Below are 21059 nucleotides of genomic sequence, written 5' to 3' on the forward strand. Positions count from 1 at the left end.
GAATATCATGTGGAAATGGCATGTCGTTCCTCCCACCCCAGGCGTTAGGAGGGGGGCCGAAGCATCGAACATCCGGGAAGATTCAGGATTGCCTTTACCGTCGGATACGAAGCGGCGCCTCCGCCCCGCCCTTCCTCAGGACGCGCCCGCCATCGCCGCGATCATCCGGCCGGTGATCCGGGCGGGTGAGACCTATGCGCTCGACCCGGCGATGACCGAGACGGCCGCGCTGGATTACTGGTTCGACAGCGACAAGACCGTCTTCGTGTTCGAGGAAGAGGGCGTGATCCTCGGCACCTATTATCTCCGCGCCAATCAGGCGGGTGGCGGGGATCATGTCGCCAATGCCGGATACATGACCAGCGCTGCCGCACGCGGGCGCGGGGTCGCGCGGGCGATGGCATTGCATTCCTTCGACGCAGCCCGTGCACGGGGCTTCACCGCGATGCAGTTCAACTTCGTGGTCGCCAGCAATGAGGCTGCCGTGCATCTGTGGACGGCGCTGGGCTTTGCGACGGTCGGGCGGGTGCCGGGGGCGTTCCGGCACCCGCGCCTGGGGCTGGTCGATGCGCTGGTGATGCACCGACCGCTATAGTCACCCCGCCCGCGCGACCTGGAAACCCGCAAAGGACTGGCTGACCGGCATCAGTTCCAGCCGGTTGATGTTGAGATGCGGCGGCAGCTCGGCCACCCAGAGCAGCGTGGCGGCGATATCCTGTGCCGTCATCGGGTCGGAGCCCGCATAAAGCGCATCCGATGCCGCCTGGTCGCCGCCGGTGCGGACGGTGGTGAACTCGGTTTCGACCATGCCCGGCTCGATCGAGGTGACGCGCACCCCCTTGCCGTGCAGATCGGCACGCAGGTTCAGCGAGAATTGCTTCACGAACGCCTTGGTCCCGCCATAGACGTTGCCGCCGGTGTACGGATAGTTCGCCGCCACCGAGGACAGGTTGATGATCCCCCCGCGCCGTTCGATCAGGCGGGGCAGCAGCCGGTGGGTGATAGTGATGAGCCCGTCGATATTGGTCGCGATCATCGTCCGCCACTGGGCCAGATCGCTGTCCTGGGCGGGCTTGGTGCCGAGCGCGAGGCCCGCATTGTTGATGAGCAGATCGATCGCGGCGAAATCCTCCGGCAAACCGCCCAGCGCGGCGTCGAGCGCATCCTCGTCGGTGATGTCGAAGGCGAGCGGGTGGAAGGCCGCGCCCAGTTCGTCGGCCAGCGCCTGGAGCCGGTCGGCGCGGCGCCCCGTCCCGATCACCCGCCATCCGGCCGCGACAAAGGCGCGCGCGGTGCCTGCACCGATCCCGGCGGTCGCGCCGGTCACCAGGGCTGTCTTCGTCATCCGTTCATCTCCTCATCAACGCGATTCGCTGCTGGTATCCGGCGGCACCGAATCTGGCAAAGCATGCGCAGGGCAAAAGGGTCGGGCGCTTTTCCCTGTTCCCCGTGACGATCCAAGTGATAGAAATACCGGGCTTTTCCCGGATGGCCGGGGCTGGCGGGCAGCGGCATGATCCGCGTCGGGAGAGGAAAGGCATGGATCAACAACCGCAACGCCCGCGCCGAATCGCCCTTGACCGCCCGCACGGGCCCTTCCCGCGCGCGAAAGGCGGGCAATGCGATTTCCGGCCTGCGCTGACCATGGGAGCGATGACCGCCGGCGATCCGGCGGCCGTCCGCATCGTCTATCCCTGCCCCGACGAGACGGCGGAAAGCTGGGTCCGGGTGCGCTGGTAGGGGCGGTTGCGGGGGCCGGATCGCCCTCCCACATAAGCGGGGCGGCCGCTTCGAGGTCGCGCAAGCCAGGATCGCTCATGCCCCGCCGCCTCCGTATCGACTTCGTCTCCGACATTTCCTGCCCCTGGTGCATCATCGGGCTGCGCGGGCTGGAGATCGCGCTGGAGCGACTGGGCGATACGGTCGAGGCGGATATCCATTTCCAGCCCTTCGAGCTGAACCCCGCCATGGCGCCGGAGGGCGAGAATATCGTCGAGCATATCGGCCGCAAATATGGCGCAACGCCCGAACAGTCCGCGGCCAACCGCGCCAATATCCGCGAGCGGGCGGCGTCGGTCGGCTTCACCATGGCGATGGCCGACGATGCGCGCATCTATAACAGCTTCGACGCGCACCGGCTGCTCCACTGGGCGGAGACCCAGGGGCGGCAGGCGGCGCTGAAGCACGCGCTGTTCGACAGCTATTTCACCCGTGGCGAGGATATCTCGAACCAGGACGTGCTGATCGCCGCCGTCACCCGCGCCGGGCTGGATGCCGACGAGGCCGCCGCGATCCTGTCCTCCGACCGCTATGCGAGCGAGGTGCGTGAGGCGGAGCGGCTGTGGCAGGGGCGTGGCATCCAGTCGGTGCCCGCCATCGTGATCGACAATCGCTATCTCATCTCGGGCGGACAGCCGCCCGAATCCTTCGAGCAGGCGCTGCGCCAGATCGCCGCCGAACCTGCTGCTGCCTGAATCCACGGAAAGGACAGTCCCATGGCCGACACCCGTTATGCCAAGACCGAGGAAGCGCTCGCCAAGCTTACCCCCGAGCAATATTATGTGACGCAGGAAAGCGGCACCGAGCGCCCCGGCACCGGCGAATATCTCCACACCCGCGAGCCGGGCCTGTATGTCGATATTGTCTCGGGCGAGCCGCTGTTCGCCTCGGCCGACAAGTTCGATTCGCATTGCGGCTGGCCCAGCTTCACCCGGCCGATCGAACCCGCGCATGTCAACGAACTGCGCGACACTACCCACGGCATGGTCCGCACCGAGGTCCGCTCGGCGCATGGCGACAGCCATCTGGGCCATGTCTTCCCCGACGGCCCGCGCGATCGCGGCGGTTTGCGCTACTGCATCAACTCGGCCTCGCTGCGCTTCGTGCCGCTGGGGGATATGGAGGCGGAAGGCTATGGCGATTACGTCGACCAGGTCCGCGCCGCCGAGCAAGGCTGAAAATTCCTCCCCTGTAAGGAGTGGCAGGTGGATTGCCTCCCAGGCAATCCAGATCATGCCGGGGGCATGATCGACCTGTCACTGGGGACCATGCGAAGCATGGTGGAGGGGTGTCACCGCCGGCGAGGTTGTCCCACCTCTCCGACCGGGACACCCCTCCGTCAGTCCTGCAGACTGCCACCTCCCCTTGCAGGGGAGGAATACGCATTGCCGTTTACGGCACCTTTTTCCCCTCCGATCGTTTGGCTCGCGCAACGATAAGGTTCGGGAAACAGGGGCAATGTTGACGACGATGATCTGGACGCCGCTGCTGATGGCGGCCCCGCTGGCGCCCCAGCAGACCACCGACCCCGTACCGACCGCCGCCCGCGTCACCCCCGATGCGGCCGCTGGCGATACGCAGCGTACCCCGACCCGCCGCCGTCCCGTCCGTGTCTCCGATAGCGCGCCCTCGGCGATCACCGCCGACACCCGCCGCGCGCCGCCGCCGGGGATCATCGGCGACTGGCACGACATCCGCACCCGGCTGAACGAGCGCGGCATCACCGTCACCGCGCGCTATGCCTCGGAAAGCGCGGCCAACATCACCGGCGGGCGCAAGACGCTGTTCCGCGAAACCGGCCAGTTCGACGCAGGCGCGCTGTTCGATCTGGAAAAGGTGATGGGGCTGAAGGGCGGCGCGTTCCAGGCCACCCTCACCTATCGCCGGGGCCGCAACCTCAGCGACGATGCGAATCTCGGCACGCTGCAACAGGTGCAGGAGGTCTATGGGCGCGGCCAGACGCTGCGCCTGACCCAGTTCTGGTATGAACAGCGGATCGGCGATCGCTTCGAGCTGAAGCTCGGTCGCACCAATCCGGGCGAGGATTTCGCCATCTTCTCCTGCCACTTCATGAACCTCAGCTTCTGCGGGGCGCAGCCGGGCAATCTGGTCGGCGATTACTGGCAGAACTGGCCGGTCAGCCAATGGGGTGCGCGGCTGCGCTACGAACCGCGCGACGACCTCTATGTCCAGGGCGCGGTCTATGAGATCAATCCGCGCAACCTCGACAATGATTTCTTCATCGGCCATTTCAAGGGCGCGACCGGCGTGCTGGTCCCGGCCGAGATCGGCTGGATCAACAATCCCACGGCCGGGCGAATCGGATCGTACAAGCTGGGCGGCTGGATCGCGACGGCGGATGCGCCGGACGTGTTCCTCGACGTCAACCGCCGCCCCATCGCCATCACCGGTCTGGCCCCGCTCGAACGCAGCAGCCGCTACGGCGTCTATATCAACATCCAGCAGCAGCTGACCGGCGAGACCAAGGACGGCAAGGCGGAGAACGGCCTCAGCATCTTCCTGAACGCGACCCAGGCCGACCGCGCGACCAGCGTGACCGACAACCAGGTTGCGGCGGGCCTGTTCTACAAGGGGCTGGTCCCCGCCGTGCCGGGCGACGTGCTGGGCTTCGGCGTCGCGCGGACCCATGTGAACAACCGCGTGGCGGACGGCCAGCGGCTCGACCCCACCCGGCCCGCCGTGCAGGGGTCGGAATATGCGGCGGAAGTCTATTACAGCATCCACCCCGCCGAATGGCTGGAGATGCGGCCCAACGTCCAGTTCGTCCACCATCCCGGCGGCTATGCCCAAGCCAACGACGTAACGATCCTGGGACTGAAGGCAGCCTTCACCCTGTAACGCTGATGATTCACGACCCGTTCAATAGGCGGCGCGCAAGGACAGGCGTGCCCAAAGGAGTGATTTGATGATCCGTTCGATGATGGCGTCCGCCCTGCTGGCGCCGACCGCCATGGCGATGGTCGCCGCGCCTGTGCCCGCCTTCGCCCAAGCCAATGGCGACTTGGCGGCGGTGCAGCGCCACCTGCAATCGGTGCAGACGATGACCGCCGACTTCACCCAGACCGACCGCGCGGGCAAGGTACTGACCGGCACGCTGACCATGAAGAAGCCGGGCAAGATCCGGTTTCAGTATGAGAAGGGCGTGCCCCTGCTGATCGTCGCGGACGGCGGCGCGCTGACCTTCATCGATTATTCGGTCCGCCAAGTGCAGCGCTGGCCGATAAAGAACTCGCCGCTGGGCGTGCTGCTCGACCCCAGCCGTGACATCGGCCGTTATGCCAAGGTGGTGCCAAGCGCCGATCCGCGGCTGCTCTCGGTCGAGGCGAACGATCCCAAGCATCCCGAGTACGGCAAGATCACCCTGGTCTTCGCCCGCGACGCCGCCGCGCCGGGCGGGCTGATGATGCAGGGCTGGGTCGCGCTCGACAGCCAGAACAACCGGACCACGATTCGCCTGTCCAACCAGCGCTTTGGCGTGCCGGTGGACGATAAAGCGTTCCGATTCAACGATCCCCGGAGGTCGGCGGCGCGTAACTGAACGCCGGCGGGCCGTTTCATTCATCCGGGCGACAGGTTTGCTGCCCTATCAAGGCGTTGCGGTTGAGGGGCGTTTGAGATTCCCCCCTGTTGCTTGAACGAGCACCCTCATCCCGCCTGCGTGACGAACGCTAGGTCGGCCCTCGCTCCATGCCCCCGGAGCGGGGGCCTTTCCTTTTTTCCATTCCTCCCCTGCAAGGGGGGGGTGGCAGGGCGAAGCCCTGACGGAGGGGAGTGGCAGGTCGAACCTGCCCCGCAGGTTCGAGGATTGCCGGGGGCAATCCGACCTGCCGCTCCCTATCGAGAGCGGGACACCCCTCCACCATGCTACGCATGGTCCCCCTCCCCTTACAGGGGAGGAATTGCGTGGCCGGTGTAATCTTGTCTCACCCCCCTGCCCCCGCTACATCGGCCCTCGTGAAAATCGCCTCCTGGAACATCAATTCGGTGCGTTTCCGCGCCGCGATCGTCGAGCAATTCCTGACGGAGGCCGCGCCCGATGTGCTGTGTCTTCAGGAGACGAAGGTGGTCGACGACGACTTCCCCTTCGACCTGTTCCGCGCGCTGGGTTACGAGCACATCATCATCCATGGCCAGCGGATGCACCACGGCGTCGCCATCGTGTCGAAGGTGCCGATCACCGAGGACGACCGCCTCGACTGGCAGGCCAATGCCGAGGCGCGGCATGTCGGCATCCGCCTGCCGAACGGTGTGCGGCTGGAGAATGTCTATATCCCGGCGGGCGGCGACGTGCCCGACCGTGAGGTGAACCCAAAATTCGGCCAGAAGCTGGATTTCCTCGGCCGCATGATCGACTGGTCGGGGAAACTGGATTGCCCGACCATCCTGACCGGCGACTTCAACATCGCGCCGCTCGAAGCCGATGTGTGGAGCCACAAGCAGTTGCTCGACGTGGTCAGCCATACCCCTATCGAGGTCGAGACGCTGGCGAAGTTGCAGGCGTCGAACGACTGGGTCGATCTGGGCCGCCATTTCATCCCCGCGCCTGAGCGTCTCTATACCTGGTGGAGCTACCGCGCGAAGGACTGGGCGGCGTCGGATCGCGGACGGCGGCTAGACCATATGTGGGCGACGCGCGACGTGGCTGAAAAAGCCGTGTCGCATCAGGTGTTCGAGGGATGCCGCAGCTGGCTGAAGCCCTCCGACCATATCCCGATCATGACGGAATTCGATTTTTGAGCCCCGATCCGAAGGCAGCCGCGCGCGCGATCGACGCGCTGCGTCGGGGCTGGCCGATCGCGATTGCGGGGCAGCCACTGCTCGCGGTCGAGACGGCCGATCCGCTGCGTCTGGCCGCCTTCGACCCTAAGGCCCGCGCGCCCGTCCTGATCTCGGCCGGGCGTGCCGCGACGCTGAAGCTGACCAACCAGATCGAGGCGGCCGATCCCGACGCCGCCGTGCTGGTCGAGCGCGCGCCGTGGATCGACTTCGCCGCCGCCACCGCGCTGGCCGACCCGCAATTCGACCTCGCCACGCCGCTGAAAGGCCCGTTCCGTGCGCTCCCCCTACCCGATCCGGCGGTCGCGGCGGCGGCGATCCGGTTTGCGCGGATCGCAGGGATGCTGCCCGCCTTCTTCGTCGGTGGGACCGGCGTCGAGGCGGAGATTTCGCTCGCCGACATCGCCGCGCATGAAAATGCCGAGGCGCTCGCCATCGCCACCCGTGCGCGCCTGCCCGTGGCGGGGGCGGAGGATGCCGAGATCGTCGCCTTCCGCTCGCCCCATGCGGCGGGCGAGCATGTCGCGCTGCTGATCGGTCAGCCGAATGGCCAACCGCCGCTGGTGCGGCTGCACAGCGAGTGCCTGACCGGCGATGTGCTGGGCAGCCTGAAATGCGATTGCGGGCCGCAGCTTCATGCCGCGATCCATGCGATCGCCGAGTCGGGCTGGGGCATATTGCTCTATCTGCGGCAGGAAGGGCGCGGCATCGGCCTGGTCAACAAGCTGCGCGCGTACCAGCTTCAGGATCAGGGGTTCGACACGGTCGACGCCAATACGCGGCTGGGCTTCGCGATCGATGCGCGCGATTTCGGGGTGGCGGCGCGGATGCTGACGCTGATGGGGCAGGACACGGTGCGGCTGCTGACCAACAATCCGGCCAAGGTGGCGGGGCTGAACGCGGCGGGGGTGCAGGTGATCGAACGGGTCGCACACAGCCTGCCACCCAATCCGCATAACGAACGCTATCTCGCGACCAAGCGCGACCGGACGGGGCATCAGCTTTAATTTTCCTCCCCTGCAAGGGGAGGTGGCAGGCCGCAGGCCTGACGGAGGGGTGTCACCATCGGCGAGAGCAGGCTGTTCTCGCAAGCGGGGACACCCCTCCACCAGCTTCGCTGGTCCCCCTCCCCTTGCAGGGGAGGAATGGGGTTACCCCCGCCGCGCGATCCCTTGCGCGATGATCGTCGCTTCCGACTCGGCCAGCACCGCTCCGGCATTGCCCGGCGCCATCACCGCGCGCTCGGCCGCCCGGATTCGCGCCATCGCGCGGGCCAGCATGGCGGGGGTCCAGCGGCGCAGCGCGCGCGCCGTCTTCGCCTCGTCGCGGAAGAAGACGCGGTGGCGCTTCATCACCGCCTCGACCGGCTCGCCCGCATCCATATCGGCGCGCATCTCGGCCAGCGCGACCAGCCGCCGGGCCAGCGCGCGGAGCCAAGGAATGGGCGAGGCCCCGCCCTCGTCGAGCAGCGCCAACTCGCCGCCCAGATCACTTACGCGCCCTTCGACCACCGCTTCGACCGCGTCGCCCATCTCGACCTCGCCCAGATCGGCGCCGATCGCATCCATCGCGGCATGGTCCACCTCGCGCGGACGATCCGGCGCGGCGTCGAGGTACAGCGCCAGCTTTTCCAGCTCGCGCATCATCACCGACCTATCGGCCGCCGCCGCCTCGACCAGCCTCGCCGGAACTCCCGCCGCCAGCCGCAGTCCCATCTCGCCGCCGATGGTCGTCGCCAGCCGCTCGGCATCGGCGGCGGTCGGCGCATAGCAACCGAACGCCATCGCGCGCGGCGAATCGAGCGCCAGTTTCACGATCTTGGCGGTCGTCTTAACCGTGGGCGCGATGGCGACGACCGGATTGCCCGCCGACTCCGCCTCCAGCAGCGCGGTGAACGCCGCCACCCCCTCCTCGCCGACGCTGGCGATGCGGATATGACGCGGCCCGCCGAACAGCGACATGGACGCCGCCTCGTCGGTCAGGCGCGCGGGATCGCTCTTCAACGTCGCCGAATCTAGGTCGATCCGCTCGGCCTCCGGCCCCATGGCATTCGCCAGGATTCGCGCCAGCTCGCTCGCCCCCGCCTCGTCGGGACCGTGGAGCAGATAGAGGCGGATGTCGGCGGAGGGGCGGCCCAGCGCCTGACGAATCTGGTTGGCACTAGCCTTCACGGCCGAGCGGGCACCATCGCCTCGCCGGGCCGCGACCGGGCATAGGTGGCCAGCCGCGCGACGATCTCGTCCGCGACGATCACCGACAGCCGCTCCAGCGCGGTGTTTTCCGCCGCGATGGTCGCATATTCGGACCGGACCACGTCGATCCCGGCATCCGATCCGGCGGTGGCATCGACCAGCACCGCATTGCTCGTCTGGTCGACCAGCTGATAGCGCGCGCGCAGGATTCGCCGTTCCCGCACCACCGAGTCGTCGCGCCGCACGCCAAGCCCGCGAATCTGGTCGTCCAGCTTCACGTCCAGACGGTAACGCGCATTGCCGCTCTTGCCGCCCAGTCGGTCGTTCAGCGCATTGGCCATCAGCCAGCCCGCCTTCCCCTGAATCGGCGCGACCTCGATCTGCGACAGCGCGGTGGCGACCGGGCCGGAGCTGCCCCCCGCATAAAGCGGATGCAGCCCACAGCCGGAAAGACCCAGTGTCAGCGCCAGACCGACAGCGATTTGACAGAAGAGTGGCAGGGGAAGAGCGCGGCTCATGCGACGATGTTCACCAGACGGTCGGGCACCACGATCACCTTTTTCGGCGTTGCACCGTCCAGAGCGCGGACGATCTTGTCCGACGCCAGCGCGGTCGCCTCCAACTGGTCCTTGGGCAGCCCCTTGGCGACGGTCAGCGTGTCGCGCAGCTTGCCGTTGACCTGCACCGCGACGGTGACCTCGTCCTCGACGAGCAGGCTTTCGTCGACCACCGGCCAGGCGGCGTCGGCGATCAGCCCCTCTTGCCCCATGCCCGCCCAGGCTTCCTCGGCCATGTGCGGGACCATCGGCGCGACCAGCAGCATGGTGGTGCGGATGGCTTCATTGCGCGCGGCCGACGGCTTGGCCTTTTCGATGGCGTTGACCAGTTCGTACAGCTTGGCGACCGCCTTGTTGAAGGCCAGCGCCTCGATGTCGGCCGCGACGCCCGCGATGGTCTGGTGCAGTTTCCGCGAAAGCGCCTTGTCCTCGCCCTCGGCGGCTTCCGAACCGTCGAACAGACGCCACAGGCGCTGGACGAAGCGCCACGAGCCTTCGATGCCCGATTCCGACCAGGGCAGATCGCGCTCGGGCGGGCTGTCGGACAGCATGAACCAGCGTACCGCGTCCGCACCATATTGATCCACGATGGGCTCGGGATCGACGGTGTTCTTCTTGGACTTGGACATCTTCTCGACGCGGCCGACGGTGATCGGCTGACCCGTCGCGATCTCGATGCCGTCGCGGATTTCGCCCGGCGCCAGCCAGCGGCCGTCCGAGGACTTGTAGCTCTCATGCGTGACCATGCCCTGCGTGAACAGGCCCGCAAAGGGCTCCGCCACGTCGATCAGGCCGATATGCTTCAAGGCACGCGTCCAGAAGCGGGCATAGAGCAGGTGCAGGATCGCATGCTCGACGCCGCCGATATACTGGCCGACGGGCAGCCACTTCTTGACGACCTCGGGATCGAACGGGCGATCCTTGGGCTGGCTGGCGAAGCGGATGAAATACCAGGACGAATCGACGAAGGTGTCGAGCGTGTCGGTTTCGCGCCGGGCGGGCTTGCCGCAAGTCGGACAGTCGACATGCTTCCACGTCGCGTGGCGGTCGAGCGGGTTGCCGGGAACGTCGAAGGTCACGTCCTCGGGCAGCGTGACCGGCAACTGATCCTTGGGCACCGGCACCGCGCCGCAAGTCTCGCAGTGGATGATCGGGATCGGCGTGCCCCAGTAACGCTGGCGGCTGACGCCCCAGTCGCGCAGGCGGTACACGGTCTGCCCCTGGCCCCAGCCTTCGCCCTCGGCGCGGGCGATGACGGCGGCCTTGGCGACCTCGACATCCATGCCGTCGAGCGGCCCCGAGTTCACCAGACGGCCGGTACCAGTATAGGCGGTGTCGCCCTCGAACACCGGCGCGGTGACATCGCCGTCCGCGACGACGCGGGTGACGGAGAGGCCGTATTTGCGCGCGAAATCCAGGTCGCGCTGGTCATGCGCGGGCACACCCATGACGGCACCCGTGCCGTAATCCATCAGCACGAAGTTCGCGATATAGACGGGCAAGGTCCAACCCGAGTCGAACGGGTGCAGCACCTCGTAACCCGTGTTGAAGCCCAGCTTTTCCTGGGTTTCCAACTCGGCCGCCGTGGTCCCGCCCGCCTTGCAACGCTCGATAAAGGCGGCAGCATCGGGATTCCACTGGGCTACCTCGCGCGCGATCGGGTGATCCGCAGCGATCGCGACGAAGCTTGCTCCAAAGATCGTGTCGGGACGAGTCGAATAGACTTCGATGGCCTCGCTCAACGGCGTGAGCGGCGCGAAGCGGAACTGGAGGCCCTTGCTGCGGCCGATCCAGTTTTCCTGCATCAGCTTCACCTTGTCCGGCCAATGCTCGAGCGTCGTCAGACCCTCCAGCAGCTCGTCGGCGAAGTCGGTGATCTTCAGGAACCACTGGTTCAGCTTGCGCTTCTCGACCAGCGCGCCCGAGCGCCAGCCGCGCCCGTCGATCACCTGCTCATTGGCCAGCACGGTCATGTCGACCGGGTCCCAGTTGACCGCCGATTCCTTGCGATAGACCAGGCCGCCTGCGTACAGGTCGAGGAACAGCGCCTGCTCATGCCCGTAATAATCGGGCTCGCAGGTCGCGATCTCACGCGTCCAGTCGAGCGCGAAGCCCAGCCGCTTCAGCTGCGCCTTCATCGTCGCGATATTGTCGCGGGTCCAGCCGCCCGGATGGACGCCCTTTTCCATCGCGGCATTCTCGGCGGGCATGCCGAACGCGTCCCAGCCCATCGGGTGGAGCACCTCATGCCCGATCATCCGCCGATAGCGCGCCAGCACGTCGCCCATCGTATAGTTGCGGACATGCCCCATATGGATGCGCCCCGACGGATAGGGGAACATCTCAAGGACATAGGACCGGGGCTTGGTGCTGTGGTCGTCGGCGGCAAAGGTGCGCCGTTCCTCCCAGATCCGCTGCCAGGTCGAATCCGATTTCAGGGCATTGTAACGCGAGGCCATTCTTCTCGTCTTTTACTTCGTGATCGAGGCACGGCGCAGGTCGCGCGCCTTGGTGAGGATGATGTCTTCCAGCTTCTGGATGGTCGCCGCCTGCACCGGCGCCTCCACCCACTGACCGCCGCGATTGACTTCACGCAGCGCGGTGACGCGCAGCGCATCGGCGCGCAGATCCTGGTCGAGGATCGTGACGGTGACCTTCATCCGCTCGGTCGGAACCTGCGGATTGACGTACCAGTCGGTGACGATGACGCCGCCATTGGAGTCGGTCTCGGCCAGCGGCATGAAGCTGAGCGTGTCGAGGCTGGCGCGCCACAGATAGGAATTGACGCCGATCGTGGTGATCTTCGATGCGGCCAGGTCGCCCTGCGGGCGCTCCTTCTTGCCGGCACAGGCCCCAAGCGACAGGGCGGCGATAACCGCAAACGCGGTGGCGGAACGGCGAAGCATCGGCATGATCCTGACTGGGAATAAGGGTTGCCTATGCCTCTACAGGGGCCCCGCCACCCCGGCAAGCGCCGGGACATCATGGGCGATGCGACCGATTCTGTGGAAGTTGCGCAACACTCGGACAAGATTCGCGATTGCAGGCGTAACAATGGGATCGCTCACGCCCGATTCCATGTTAGGAGCAGTCCTGCAAAAGGGTCTCAAAAAAAGGGGTGGACCGTGTCGTTCGGGCGTGTGGTGATCGGAATCGCAATCGGGGCGCTTGCCGCCACGACGGCGATGGTCGCGCCCGCCATCGGCGCGGTCGAGCAAGGCAAGCGCCCCGTCAAGCAGAGCGGCCTCAACCTGCTCAGCCGTGGGGGCTTCACGCCCGCTGCCGCCGATCCGCGGCTGGCGGCGATCTTTGCCAAGGCCGGACTCGATGCGGGCGACCTGCGCTTCACCCCGGCCGAAAGCCAGCGTGGCGCGAACCGGGCCGTCACCGTCGCGCTACGCGCCCGGAGTAGCCGGACCACCGACGAACGAGTCGCCGCCAACACCGCGCCGACCGTCGGCCTCGCGCCAATCTCCTATAATCTGGGCGTCGCGGTCGGTTGGAAGCGCGTCGCGCTGTCGGGTGATATCGCGCGGGTCGATCTGGCCGGTATGCCGGGTAGCCGCGAAAGCGCCGATGTCGCGGTCAGCTATACCGCGAATCGCTTTACCGGCCGCGTAAAGGCATCGTCCGATCGTCCGATCGACGGCGCGCCCAAGATGATCGACATGCCGTCCAGCTATTCGCTGGATATGGGCGGCTCCTATTCGCTCACTCGCAATCTCGATGTGACGGCGGGGGTCCGCTATCGCTCGGATCGCGAACGTCTGGCGCGGATCGATGACGATCGCGTCAACAGCCAGGCGGTCTATCTGGGCACGGCCTTCCGCTTCTAAACCTGGCCTATGCGCCGAGTCGGGTGCTTTATGGCACGGCTGGGATGACGGTCTTGCCCTTCTCTGCCCCTCCATCCCAGGGTCGTAAGCCTATCGCCAGGCATCGATCGCGGCCCAACCGTCGAACCGCCCCCGCAACCGGCGAAAGCGGACCTTGTTCATCCCCCCCAAGGAGATCCGTGGCAATCCGAGCCCGCGCCCGATTCGCGCCGCGCGTGTCGCCCCCAGCGACGGCGCCCCCGGATGCGACCGCGTCGAAAAGACCGGCGAGACGAACAACAGGTCGGCCCCCGCCTTCCATCCCGCGACCGCTTCGGCCTGGCTATGCGCGGGCCAGCTCCGCAAACCTGGGCCCCTGCCCCACTTGTGCACCCCGTCCCCCGGCAAGCCGCCCCCTGCGACCAGCAACACCAACCGGCGCGCCTTCGCGATCCGCCACACCCGGCGGTGAGTCGCCCGCCGTTCGCACGGCGGCGTCGCATGGTGGCGAAACACCACCCCCGATCCCGGCGGCAGCTTGCGCAACGCCGCCCAGAGCCCCTCGCCCAGCCGCTCGTCGGTCATCAGCCATGTCACGGGGTATCGGTCGGCCATCATGGCGACTATAGCGCGGGGCATGACCGACGACAGCGTTTCCCGCCTTGCCACCGTCTCCGCCCAGCTTCAGCATGCCGCAAAGCTCGGGCGTCACGCGACCCCGACCTTGATCGCGGTGTCGAAGACCCATGACGCCGACACGATCCGCCCGCTGCTGGAGGCGGGGCACCGCGTGTTCGGCGAGAATCGCGTGCAGGAGGCTGCCGCCAAATGGCCCGCGCTCCGCGAAGCCTATCCCGGCGTCGAACTCCATCTGATCGGCCAGCTTCAGTCGAACAAGGCCGCCGACGCCGTCGCGTTGTTCGACGTGATCCACACCGTCGACCGCCCCTCGCTGATCGCCGCGCTGGCCGAAGCGATGGCGAAGGCCGGGCGGCGCCCCGATTGCTTCCTGCAGGTCAATATCGGCGAGGAGGATCAGAAGGGCGGCTGCGCCATTGCCGAGGCGCCCGCGATGCTCGAACAGGCCCGCGCCGCCGGGCTGCCCGTCATCGGGTTGATGGCGATCCCGCCGCACGGGGTGGACGCCGCCCCCTATTTCGCGCTGCTCGCCAAGATGGCGCGCGAGATGGGGCTGGCCCAGCTCAGCATGGGCATGTCCGAGGATTATGAGGTCGCCGCGATGCTGGGCGCCAGCCATGTCCGCGTCGGCAGCGCCTTGTTCGGGGCACGGGCATGAGTCGCTTCGCCGCGCTGCTGTTCGATTTCGACGGCGTCCTGATCGACAGCGAATATGAGGGCAATCGCCACCTCGCCGAATGGCTGACCGCCAACGGCCATCCGCATACGCCCGAAGAGGCGATGCACCATTATATGGGGCTGGCGGGCAAGGACTTCATCGCGGCGATCGAGGGCCGGATCGGTCACACCTTGCCCGAGCGTTTCTACGATGCCCGCCGTGACGAGGATGTCCGCGCCATGGCCGAGGGCGTTGCCGCGATCGGCGGTGCGGTGGCGTTCGTGAAGTCGCTCCCCGCCGATTTCCCCAAGGCGATCGTGTCGTCCAGCCCGACCGTCTGGATCGACCAGCATTTGCGCCATATCGGCCTGCGCGAGTTGTTCGGCGAGCATATCTATAGCGGCCGCGAGCATGTCACCCGCGGCAAGCCCGCCCCTGACCTCTATCTCTATGCGGCCGAGCAACTCGGCGTGCCCATCGCGGATTGCGCGATCCTGGAGGACTCGCCCGTCGGTGCGACCGGCGCGGTGGCGAGCGGCGGGCATGTTATCGGCATGTGCATGGGCACCCACTGCGCGATCGGCCATGACCAGCGGCTGCGCGACATCGGTGTCGCGGCGATCGCGCAGGATTATGCGGATGTGCGGCGCGAACTGGGACTCTGATCCCTCGCGCCCCAGCATCTAGCGAAGCTGGATTCGTCATTGCGAGCGTAGCGAAGCAATCCAGGGTGTCTTGCCCGGACACTGGATTGCTTCGCTGCGCTCGCGGGTGACGGATCGGGTCAACTGACGTCATCGCGCTCTAAAAATCAAAGGTCAGCTGCGCCGGTCTCCGACGGAAACCGGCGTGCCCCTTTCAAATACCTTCACCGGTCAGACGCTGGCACACCATGTCGAGCTGATCGAGCGTCGAATAGCTGAGGGTCAGCGTACCGCCCTTCTCGCCATGCGCGATCCGCACCGACAGGCCAAGCAGATCGGCGAGTTGGCCTTCCAGCGCGGCGATATCGGCGTCGGGCGCATCCTGCCCCCCCGATCCCTTAGAGCTGCTCTTCTCGCCCCCATCCGAACCCTTGCGCCCACCGCCCTTGGCCTCGCGGGTCAGTTTCTCGGTTTCACGAACGCTCAGGCCCCGTGCGATGACCTGATCGGCGAGCGCCTCGACCTCATCGGCGCCCAGCAGTGCGCGGGCATGGCCCATCGACAAGGCACCGCTGACCACCTGCCCCTGCACTGTGTCGGGCAGTTCGAGCAGGCGCAGCAGATTGGCGACATGGCTGCGCGACTTGTGGACGATCTTGGCCAGCGCCTCCTGGGTATGGCCGAACTCGCCCGCCAGCCGCTGATAGGCCTGCGCCTCTTCGATCGCGTTCAGGTCCTGGCGCTGGATATTCTCGATCAGCGCGACTTCGAGCGTCTGGGCATCGTCGAAGTCCCGGACGACGACCGGCACCTCATGCAGCCGCGCGCGCTGGGCAGCCCGCCAGCGACGCTCGCCCGCGACGATCTGATAGTCCTTGCCGTGCGGGCGCACGACGATCGGCTGGATCAGTCCGCGCGCCGCGATCGAGGCGGCGAGTTCGTCGAGCGCGGCTTCCTCGAAATGGCGGCGCGGCTGATCGGGATGCGGCGACAGCGAACCGACAGGCAGCATGCGCACCCCGCCCGGCGTCGGCTGATCCCCCGGCCGGATCGGCGCCTCGCGCGCCATGTCGCCGAGCAATGCCCCCAGTCCGCGACCCAGGCCGGGACGCGGGCGCTTGGCCGTCGTTTCCCCGCTCATGCCGCCGCCGCTCCCGGCTGGGTGCCGAGCGGCAGCCGCGCGATCAGCTCACGGGCGAGCGCGATATAGGCCTGGCTGCCGACGCAGCGATGGTCATAGATCAAGGCGGGCAGGCCATGGCTGGGCGCCTCCGACAGCCGGACGTTGCGCGGAATCACCGTATCGAACACCACACCTCCCAAAACCGCGCGCACATCGGCCGACACCTGATCGGTCAGCCGGTTGCGCCGGTCATACATCGTCAAGGCCACGCCCAGGATCGCAAGGCCCGGATTGAACCGCGCCCGAATCCGCTCGACCGTGGTCAAAAGCTGCGACAGCCCCTCCAACGCAAAGAATTCGCATTGCAGCGGCACGAACAGCGAGTCGGACGCCACCATCGCGTTGATCGTCAGCAGCCCCAGCGAGGGCGGACAGTCGACCAGCACGATGTCCCAATTGCCCTGGGTCCGCCGCAACGCATGGTCGAGGCGGTGCGTCCGATTCTCGAAATCGACCAGCTCCAGCTCGGCCCCGGACAGATCGACCGTGGCGGGCACGACGTCGAGACGTGGCACCTGGCTATGGATCACCGCATCGTCGATCCGCGCCTCCCCCAGCAGGACATGATAGCTGGAGAATAGCCGCTGGCTGTTGGGAATGCCCAGCCCCGTCGAGGCGTTACCCTGGGGATCGAGGTCGATCAGCAGAACATTGAGCCCCGTCGCCGCCAAGGCGGTGGCGAGATTGATGGCGCTGGTGGTCTTGCCCACCCCGCCCTTCTGGTTCGCGATAGCAACGCAGATCATCGGGCCCCTACTCGGTCGAGGATCACGATCGACGAGTCCGCCGAGGTGATGCTATGTTCCACGTGAAACACAAAGCGCCATTGCCGCTTGAGGGTCTTGATTTCGCGCTCGTCCAGGCGGCCGCGCGGGAGCAACCACCGCGTGTCCTGTTTGCCGCAGTGGGCGGCTGCGTGCAAAAGATTTTCCACCGTGGCCACCGCGCGCGCCGAAATAATATCGGCCTTTAGCTGCACCGCCTCGATTTTGGAGGCATGGACAGTGACGCGGTCGGCGATGCCGAGCGTCTCGGCACAGTCGCGCAGGAAGTCGGCGCGGCGTTTGCGCGGCTCGACGAGTGCAACCTGGCCCGGCCAGGCCAGCGCGACCACCATGCCGGGAAAGCCGCCGCCGGTGCCGATATCGATCCATTGCCCGTCAGGGCGATCGGCGAGCGGAATCAACTGCAACGAGTCGAGCGCATGGCGGGCCCAGATGGTCGCGATGGTCGAGGGCGCGATCAGATTCTGCTGGTCATTCTCGACGATGACCAGATTCAGGAACCAGTCGATCTTCGCTGCGGCCTCTTCGCCGAAACGCTCGACGGCCCAGTCACGGGCTTGCTCTTCGGTCATGCCGCCATCTTTCGTGCGTGAAGGAGGACCGCCGACAGCGCAGCGGGCGTAATGCCACGGATTCGCGATGCGGCCGCCAGCGTGGCGGGCCGGGCCAGGCTGAGCCGGTCGATCATCTCCTGCGACAGTCCGGGAATGGCGGCATAGTCGATCGCGGGCGACAACAGAATCTGTTCGTCGGCCCGCAGCCGTGCAACCTCTTCGGCCTGTCGCTCGACATAGGGGGCGTAGCGCGCATCCTCGAGCGTCTCGGCAACGATCGCTGGATCACAACCCTCGGCCGCCTCAGGGGCAACATGCGCCAGCGTGACGCCATCGAAGCGCAGCCATTCATAGGCCGAGCGTCGTGCGCCATCCTGGGCGATCGCCGCCCCGGCGCGTGCCAGATCGGACGCGGTCCGCACGATTGCCAGCCGCTTCCGCAAGACGGCCTGCTGCGCCTGCCGCCGCCGCCGATGCGCCAGCCTTGCGGGCGACAGACATCCTGCCGCCTCGGCCATGTCGCCCAGCCGCGTCTCGGCATTGTCGGCCCGCAGCGACAGGCGGTACTCTGCGCGCGCGGTCAGCATGCGATAGGGTTCGGTCACGCCCTGCAAGACCAGGTCGTCGATCATCACCCCGAGATAGCTCGACGCGCGGTCGAGGATCACCGGCGACAGGTCACAGCCATGGGCGGCGGCATTGAGCCCGGCGATCAGCCCCTGCCCCGCCGCTTCCTCATAGCCGGTCGTGCCGTTGATCTGCCCCGCACAGAACACGCCCGCCAGCGCACCCAGCGCCAGCCGGGCATCGAGCGCGCGCGGGTCGATATGGTCATATTCGACCGCATAACCAGGCAGCGTGATGACCGCCCGCTCCAGCCCCGGCATGGAGGCGATCATCGCTTCCTGCACATCGGTCGGCAGCGAGGTCGACAGCCCGTTGGGATAGACCAAGGGGTCGTCCAGTCCTTCCGGCTCCAGGAAGATCTGATGGCTGTCGCGGTCGGCGAAGCGCTTGATCTTGTCCTCGATCGACGGGCAATAGCGCGGCCCATTCGCCTCGATCGCACCGGTAAATAGCGGCGAGCGGTGGAAGGCCGCCGCGATGATCGCATGAGTCTCTTCGGTCGTCCGGGTGATCGCGCAGGCGATCTGCGGCAAGGGCCGGGCCGCCGTCATCGGCGACATGGTCCAGGGATCACTATCGCTGGGCTGCTCGTCCAGCTTCGCCCAGTCGATGGTACGACCGTCGAGACGTGGCGGTGTGCCGGTCTTCATCCGCGCCATGGGCAAGCCCAGCGCACGTAGCTGTTCCGCCATGCGGGTCGCGGCGCGCTCGCCGATCCGGCCGCCGAGATGCCGCTCCTCGCCCCGGAACAGCCGCCCGCCAAGGAAGGTCCCGGTCGCCAGCACCACCGCCCGCGCCGACAGGATCGTACCGTCGCCCAGTTGGACACCCTCAACCCGGTCGCCATCAAGGACCAGCGCCTCGGCCTCCCCCTCGATGATGGTCAGGTTCGGTTGAGCCGCCAGCATCGCCTGGATCGCCGCGGCATAGCGTCGCCGATCGGCCTGGACCCTTGGGCCCTGAACGGCCGTGCCCTTGCTGCGATTGAGCATCCGATAGTGGATCGCGCCCTGGTCCGCTGCGCAGGCAATCAGCCCGTCAAAAGCGTCGACCTCACGCACGATATGGCCCTTCCCCAATCCGCCGATCGCCGGATTGCAGGACATGGCGCCCAGGCCATGACGATCAAAGGACAAGAGGGCCGTCCGCGCACCCCGGCGCGCAGCCGCCGCAGCGGCCTCGGTTCCCGCGTGACCGCCACCGATCACTACGACATCAAACATGGCTCCGCCCTACCGGAACGGGCGGGCAGCGTCAAAGCGATCCGGTGTCAACGTTCCACGTGGAACAATCATTTGCCCAGGCAGAAGCGTCCGAAGAGTGCATCCAGCATCGTCTCGGTCGCGCTGACACCCAGCACTTCCGCCAAGGCCTGACGAGCAACCCGCAACTCCTCGGCTACCAACAGGATATCGTCGGACGGCGCGGCGATCAGCGCATTGGCGGCGCGACGGCACTGGTCCTGTTGATGCCGCTTGAATCCGATCGCATCTTCGCGGGGAAGCAGCACGGTGGCCGCCTCCGCAATCGCATCCCAGACGCGGGCGACACTGGTGCCGTCATCACGCCGCACCGCCAGCCGCCGCCCCTCGGGCAGTTTTTCCCGCCCCGCCAGATCGGCGCGGCTATGCAGCCAGATCGCGTCGCCGCGTGGCGGTGGCGTGTCCGCCATCCACAACAAAATATCCGCCTGAAGGATCGCCTCCTGCGCGCGGGTGACGCCGATCGCCTCGATCACATCATCGGTATCCTCGGCCAGACCGGCGGTGTCGGTCAGCACATAGGCGACCCCACCCCGCAGCACGCTCGCCTCGATCCGGTCGCGGGTCGTGCCCGCGATCGGCGAGACGATCGCCGCCTCGCGCTCGACCAGCAGGTTGAGCAAGGTCGACTTGCCGCTGTTCGGTGGTCCCGCCAGCACGACGCGGATGCCGTCATGTAGGCGATCGACCGGCGGCCGCTCGACCACCTCCAGCATGGCGATGGCAAGGTCGTGCATCTCGCCCTTGATCCGCGCCACCGCCGCCGCATCGAGCGGCACGTCATCCTCTTCGGCGAAATCGAGCATCGCCTCGATCATCGCGGACAATGTCGCCAGCCGGTCCATCCAGCCGCGCACCGCCTGGCTGACCTGCCCCTCGACCGCGCTGATCGCGGCGCGGCGCTGGCGTTCGGTCTGCGCTTCGAGCAGGTCCGCCAGCCCCTCCGCCTCGGCGAGATCGATCCGGCCGTTGAGCAAAGCACGACGGGTGAACTCGCCCGGCTCGGCCCGGCGGACACCCGGCAGGGCCGCCAGCGCCCCCTCCACCGCCGCGACGACCGCGCGTCCGCCATGGCAATGCAGTTCGACCAGATCCTCACCCGTCGCCGTCGCCGGACCGGGAAAGCAGAGCAGCAGCGCCGAATCCAGCACCGCACCGTCCGCATCCTTCAGCGTCCGCAAACTCGCTCGACGCGGCGCGGGCAGACGTCCGCCCAGCCGCTCGGCCGCCGCGAAGGCCGCCGGGCCACTGACCCGGATCACCGCGATCGCGGCGGGCGGCTGTCCGCTGGAGACGGCGAAGATCGTATCGGTCATGCGAGGCTCAGCCCTTCTGCCCCTCGAACATGCGGCGCCACATGGTCATGCTCGCCTCCCCCATCGGCGCCCAGTTGCGCATCATCGCCTCGATCATCTCGGGCTTCACCCCCGACTCCATCGTGTCCAGCATCATCTGGACATAGCGTTCATGGATCGGCGTCAGATCGGGCAGCCCCATGGCGCGGCGTGCTTCTTCGGGCGTGCAGTCGATTTCCACATTCACTTTCACAGGCCATTCTCCTCGCGCG

The 21059-nt window shown here is 67.0% G+C and carries 23 protein-coding genes; 11 read left to right on the forward strand and 12 right to left on the reverse strand.

The window, feature by feature from the left end; genetic code table 11:
* Positions 1-88: 88 nt before the first annotated feature.
* A complete protein-coding gene (locus U1H82_RS10485; RefSeq protein WP_322964870.1) occupies positions 89-595 on the forward strand; it encodes a GNAT family N-acetyltransferase in 507 nt (168 codons plus the stop codon).
* On the opposite strand, the gene U1H82_RS10490 is transcribed toward U1H82_RS10485, so the two are convergent.
* Positions 596-1345 (reverse strand): SDR family NAD(P)-dependent oxidoreductase, encoded by a 750-nt coding sequence (locus U1H82_RS10490; RefSeq protein WP_322964871.1) that lies wholly within the window; start codon positions 1343-1345, stop codon positions 596-598.
* Positions 1346-1539: 194 nt separating this feature from the next.
* On the opposite strand from U1H82_RS10490, the gene U1H82_RS10495 reads away from it, so the two are divergent.
* From U1H82_RS10495 to ribA, 7 genes are all read left to right on the forward strand, one after another.
* Positions 1540-1740 (forward strand): hypothetical protein, encoded by a 201-nt coding sequence (locus tag U1H82_RS10495; RefSeq protein ID WP_322964872.1) that lies wholly within the window; start codon positions 1540-1542, stop codon positions 1738-1740.
* A gap of 77 nt (positions 1741-1817) precedes the next feature.
* Positions 1818-2474, forward strand: a complete 657-nt coding sequence (locus U1H82_RS10500) for a DsbA family oxidoreductase (protein WP_322964873.1) — start codon at positions 1818-1820, stop codon at positions 2472-2474.
* Between the two features lie 21 nt (positions 2475-2495).
* Positions 2496-2957 (forward strand): peptide-methionine (R)-S-oxide reductase MsrB, encoded by a 462-nt coding sequence (gene msrB, locus U1H82_RS10505; protein ID WP_322964874.1) that lies wholly within the window; start codon positions 2496-2498, stop codon positions 2955-2957.
* 280 nt (positions 2958-3237) lie between these two features.
* Complete coding sequence (locus U1H82_RS10510; protein ID WP_322964875.1) at positions 3238-4638, forward strand: carbohydrate porin; 1401 nt, start codon at positions 3238-3240, stop codon at positions 4636-4638.
* Positions 4639-4705: 67 nt separating this feature from the next.
* Positions 4706-5338, forward strand: coding sequence for a LolA family protein (locus U1H82_RS10515; protein ID WP_375339514.1), 633 nt, complete (start codon positions 4706-4708; stop codon positions 5336-5338).
* 416 nt (positions 5339-5754) lie between these two features.
* Positions 5755-6537 (forward strand): exodeoxyribonuclease III, encoded by a 783-nt coding sequence (locus tag U1H82_RS10520; protein WP_322964876.1) that lies wholly within the window; start codon positions 5755-5757, stop codon positions 6535-6537.
* Positions 6534-7583, forward strand: a complete 1050-nt coding sequence (ribA, locus tag U1H82_RS10525) for a GTP cyclohydrolase II (protein WP_322964877.1) — start codon at positions 6534-6536, stop codon at positions 7581-7583. The genes U1H82_RS10520 and ribA overlap by 4 nt, the downstream gene beginning before the upstream one ends.
* Before the next feature lie 144 nt (positions 7584-7727).
* Here the strand turns inward: ribA and holA are convergent, their stop codons facing one another.
* Genes holA through U1H82_RS10545 form a run of 4 tightly spaced genes read right to left on the reverse strand, consistent with a single transcriptional unit; the run spans position 7728 to position 12231 of the window.
* A complete protein-coding gene (gene holA, locus U1H82_RS10530; RefSeq protein ID WP_322964878.1) occupies positions 7728-8747 on the reverse strand; it encodes a DNA polymerase III subunit delta in 1020 nt (339 codons plus the stop codon).
* The gene (gene lptE, locus U1H82_RS10535; protein ID WP_322964879.1) at positions 8744-9286 is read right to left on the reverse strand and encodes an LPS assembly lipoprotein LptE; all 543 of its coding nucleotides are present in this window, start codon (positions 9284-9286) and stop codon (positions 8744-8746) included. Before lptE ends, holA begins: the two co-directional genes overlap by 4 nt.
* A complete protein-coding gene (gene leuS / locus U1H82_RS10540; RefSeq protein WP_322964880.1) occupies positions 9283-11784 on the reverse strand; it encodes a leucine--tRNA ligase in 2502 nt (833 codons plus the stop codon). Before leuS ends, lptE begins: the two co-directional genes overlap by 4 nt.
* Before the next feature lie 12 nt (positions 11785-11796).
* Positions 11797-12231 carry a DUF3576 domain-containing protein gene (locus tag U1H82_RS10545; protein ID WP_056439008.1) on the reverse strand — a complete coding sequence of 145 codons (435 nt, stop codon included), beginning with the start codon at positions 12229-12231 and terminating at the stop codon, positions 11797-11799.
* Between the two features lie 219 nt (positions 12232-12450).
* On the opposite strand from U1H82_RS10545, the gene U1H82_RS10550 reads away from it, so the two are divergent.
* Positions 12451-13161, forward strand: a complete 711-nt coding sequence (locus tag U1H82_RS10550; RefSeq protein ID WP_322964881.1) for a porin family protein — start codon at positions 12451-12453, stop codon at positions 13159-13161.
* A 90-nt stretch (positions 13162-13251) separates the two neighbouring features.
* Here the strand turns inward: U1H82_RS10550 and U1H82_RS10555 are convergent, their stop codons facing one another.
* On the reverse strand, positions 13252-13755 hold the full coding sequence (locus U1H82_RS10555) for a thiamine phosphate synthase (protein WP_322964882.1): 504 nt from the start codon (positions 13753-13755) through the stop codon (positions 13252-13254).
* Positions 13756-13777: 22 nt separating this feature from the next.
* Between U1H82_RS10555 and U1H82_RS10560 the strand changes: the two genes are divergently transcribed.
* Together U1H82_RS10560 and U1H82_RS10565 are read left to right on the forward strand one after the other, a co-directional pair.
* A complete protein-coding gene (locus tag U1H82_RS10560; protein WP_322964883.1) occupies positions 13778-14437 on the forward strand; it encodes a YggS family pyridoxal phosphate-dependent enzyme in 660 nt (219 codons plus the stop codon).
* Positions 14434-15102 (forward strand): HAD family hydrolase, encoded by a 669-nt coding sequence (locus U1H82_RS10565; protein ID WP_322964884.1) that lies wholly within the window; start codon positions 14434-14436, stop codon positions 15100-15102. The genes U1H82_RS10560 and U1H82_RS10565 overlap by 4 nt, the downstream gene beginning before the upstream one ends.
* A 193-nt stretch (positions 15103-15295) precedes the next feature.
* On the opposite strand, the gene U1H82_RS10570 is transcribed toward U1H82_RS10565, so the two are convergent.
* The 6 genes from U1H82_RS10570 to U1H82_RS10595 form a co-directional block, all read right to left on the reverse strand.
* On the reverse strand, positions 15296-16222 hold the full coding sequence (locus tag U1H82_RS10570) for a ParB/RepB/Spo0J family partition protein (protein WP_322964885.1): 927 nt from the start codon (positions 16220-16222) through the stop codon (positions 15296-15298).
* Positions 16219-17010, reverse strand: coding sequence for a ParA family protein (locus U1H82_RS10575; protein ID WP_322964886.1), 792 nt, complete (start codon positions 17008-17010; stop codon positions 16219-16221). The genes U1H82_RS10570 and U1H82_RS10575 overlap by 4 nt, the downstream gene beginning before the upstream one ends.
* Entirely contained in the window at positions 17007-17621 is a 615-nt protein-coding gene (gene rsmG, locus U1H82_RS10580; protein WP_322964887.1) for a 16S rRNA (guanine(527)-N(7))-methyltransferase RsmG, read from the reverse strand. Before rsmG ends, U1H82_RS10575 begins: the two co-directional genes overlap by 4 nt.
* A complete protein-coding gene (gene mnmG / locus U1H82_RS10585) occupies positions 17618-19453 on the reverse strand; it encodes a tRNA uridine-5-carboxymethylaminomethyl(34) synthesis enzyme MnmG (RefSeq protein ID WP_322964888.1) in 1836 nt (611 codons plus the stop codon). Before mnmG ends, rsmG begins: the two co-directional genes overlap by 4 nt.
* Positions 19454-19521: 68 nt before the next feature.
* Positions 19522-20808 carry a tRNA uridine-5-carboxymethylaminomethyl(34) synthesis GTPase MnmE gene (gene mnmE, locus U1H82_RS10590; RefSeq protein WP_322964889.1) on the reverse strand — a complete coding sequence of 429 codons (1287 nt, stop codon included), beginning with the start codon at positions 20806-20808 and terminating at the stop codon, positions 19522-19524.
* 7 nt (positions 20809-20815) lie between these two features.
* A complete protein-coding gene (locus U1H82_RS10595; RefSeq protein WP_322964890.1) occupies positions 20816-21040 on the reverse strand; it encodes a DUF6489 family protein in 225 nt (74 codons plus the stop codon).
* Positions 21041-21059: the final 19 nt, after the last annotated feature.

Origin of the sequence: Sphingomonas fuzhouensis (assembly GCF_034659795.1) — a bacterium.
In the GTDB taxonomy this organism is placed as follows: domain Bacteria; phylum Pseudomonadota; class Alphaproteobacteria; order Sphingomonadales; family Sphingomonadaceae; genus Sphingomonas; species Sphingomonas fuzhouensis.

What these genes read in the sequence shown, in the direction of transcription:
- U1H82_RS10490 (WP_322964871.1), bottom strand. Translation starts at nt 1,345, where the DNA reads ATGACGAAGACAGCCCTGGTGACCGGCGCGACCGCCGGGATCGGTGCA.
- U1H82_RS10495 (WP_322964872.1), top strand. Translation starts at nt 1,540, where the DNA reads ATGGATCAACAACCGCAACGCCCGCGCCGAATCGCCCTTGACCGCCCG.
- U1H82_RS10500 (WP_322964873.1), top strand. Translation starts at nt 1,818, where the DNA reads ATGCCCCGCCGCCTCCGTATCGACTTCGTCTCCGACATTTCCTGCCCC.
- msrB (WP_322964874.1), top strand. Translation starts at nt 2,496, where the DNA reads ATGGCCGACACCCGTTATGCCAAGACCGAGGAAGCGCTCGCCAAGCTT.
- U1H82_RS10510 (WP_322964875.1), top strand. Translation starts at nt 3,238, where the DNA reads ATGTTGACGACGATGATCTGGACGCCGCTGCTGATGGCGGCCCCGCTG.
- U1H82_RS10515 (WP_375339514.1), top strand. Translation starts at nt 4,706, where the DNA reads ATGATCCGTTCGATGATGGCGTCCGCCCTGCTGGCGCCGACCGCCATG.
- lptE (WP_322964879.1), bottom strand. Translation starts at nt 9,286, where the DNA reads ATGAGCCGCGCTCTTCCCCTGCCACTCTTCTGTCAAATCGCTGTCGGT.
- leuS (WP_322964880.1), bottom strand. Translation starts at nt 11,784, where the DNA reads ATGGCCTCGCGTTACAATGCCCTGAAATCGGATTCGACCTGGCAGCGG.
- U1H82_RS10545 (WP_056439008.1), bottom strand. Translation starts at nt 12,231, where the DNA reads ATGCTTCGCCGTTCCGCCACCGCGTTTGCGGTTATCGCCGCCCTGTCG.
- U1H82_RS10555 (WP_322964882.1), bottom strand. Translation starts at nt 13,755, where the DNA reads ATGGCCGACCGATACCCCGTGACATGGCTGATGACCGACGAGCGGCTG.
- U1H82_RS10560 (WP_322964883.1), top strand. Translation starts at nt 13,778, where the DNA reads ATGACCGACGACAGCGTTTCCCGCCTTGCCACCGTCTCCGCCCAGCTT.
- U1H82_RS10565 (WP_322964884.1), top strand. Translation starts at nt 14,434, where the DNA reads ATGAGTCGCTTCGCCGCGCTGCTGTTCGATTTCGACGGCGTCCTGATC.
- U1H82_RS10570 (WP_322964885.1), bottom strand. Translation starts at nt 16,222, where the DNA reads ATGAGCGGGGAAACGACGGCCAAGCGCCCGCGTCCCGGCCTGGGTCGC.
- U1H82_RS10575 (WP_322964886.1), bottom strand. Translation starts at nt 17,010, where the DNA reads ATGATCTGCGTTGCTATCGCGAACCAGAAGGGCGGGGTGGGCAAGACC.
- rsmG (WP_322964887.1), bottom strand. Translation starts at nt 17,621, where the DNA reads ATGACCGAAGAGCAAGCCCGTGACTGGGCCGTCGAGCGTTTCGGCGAA.
- mnmG (WP_322964888.1), bottom strand. Translation starts at nt 19,453, where the DNA reads ATGTTTGATGTCGTAGTGATCGGTGGCGGTCACGCGGGAACCGAGGCC.
- mnmE (WP_322964889.1), bottom strand. Translation starts at nt 20,808, where the DNA reads ATGACCGATACGATCTTCGCCGTCTCCAGCGGACAGCCGCCCGCCGCG.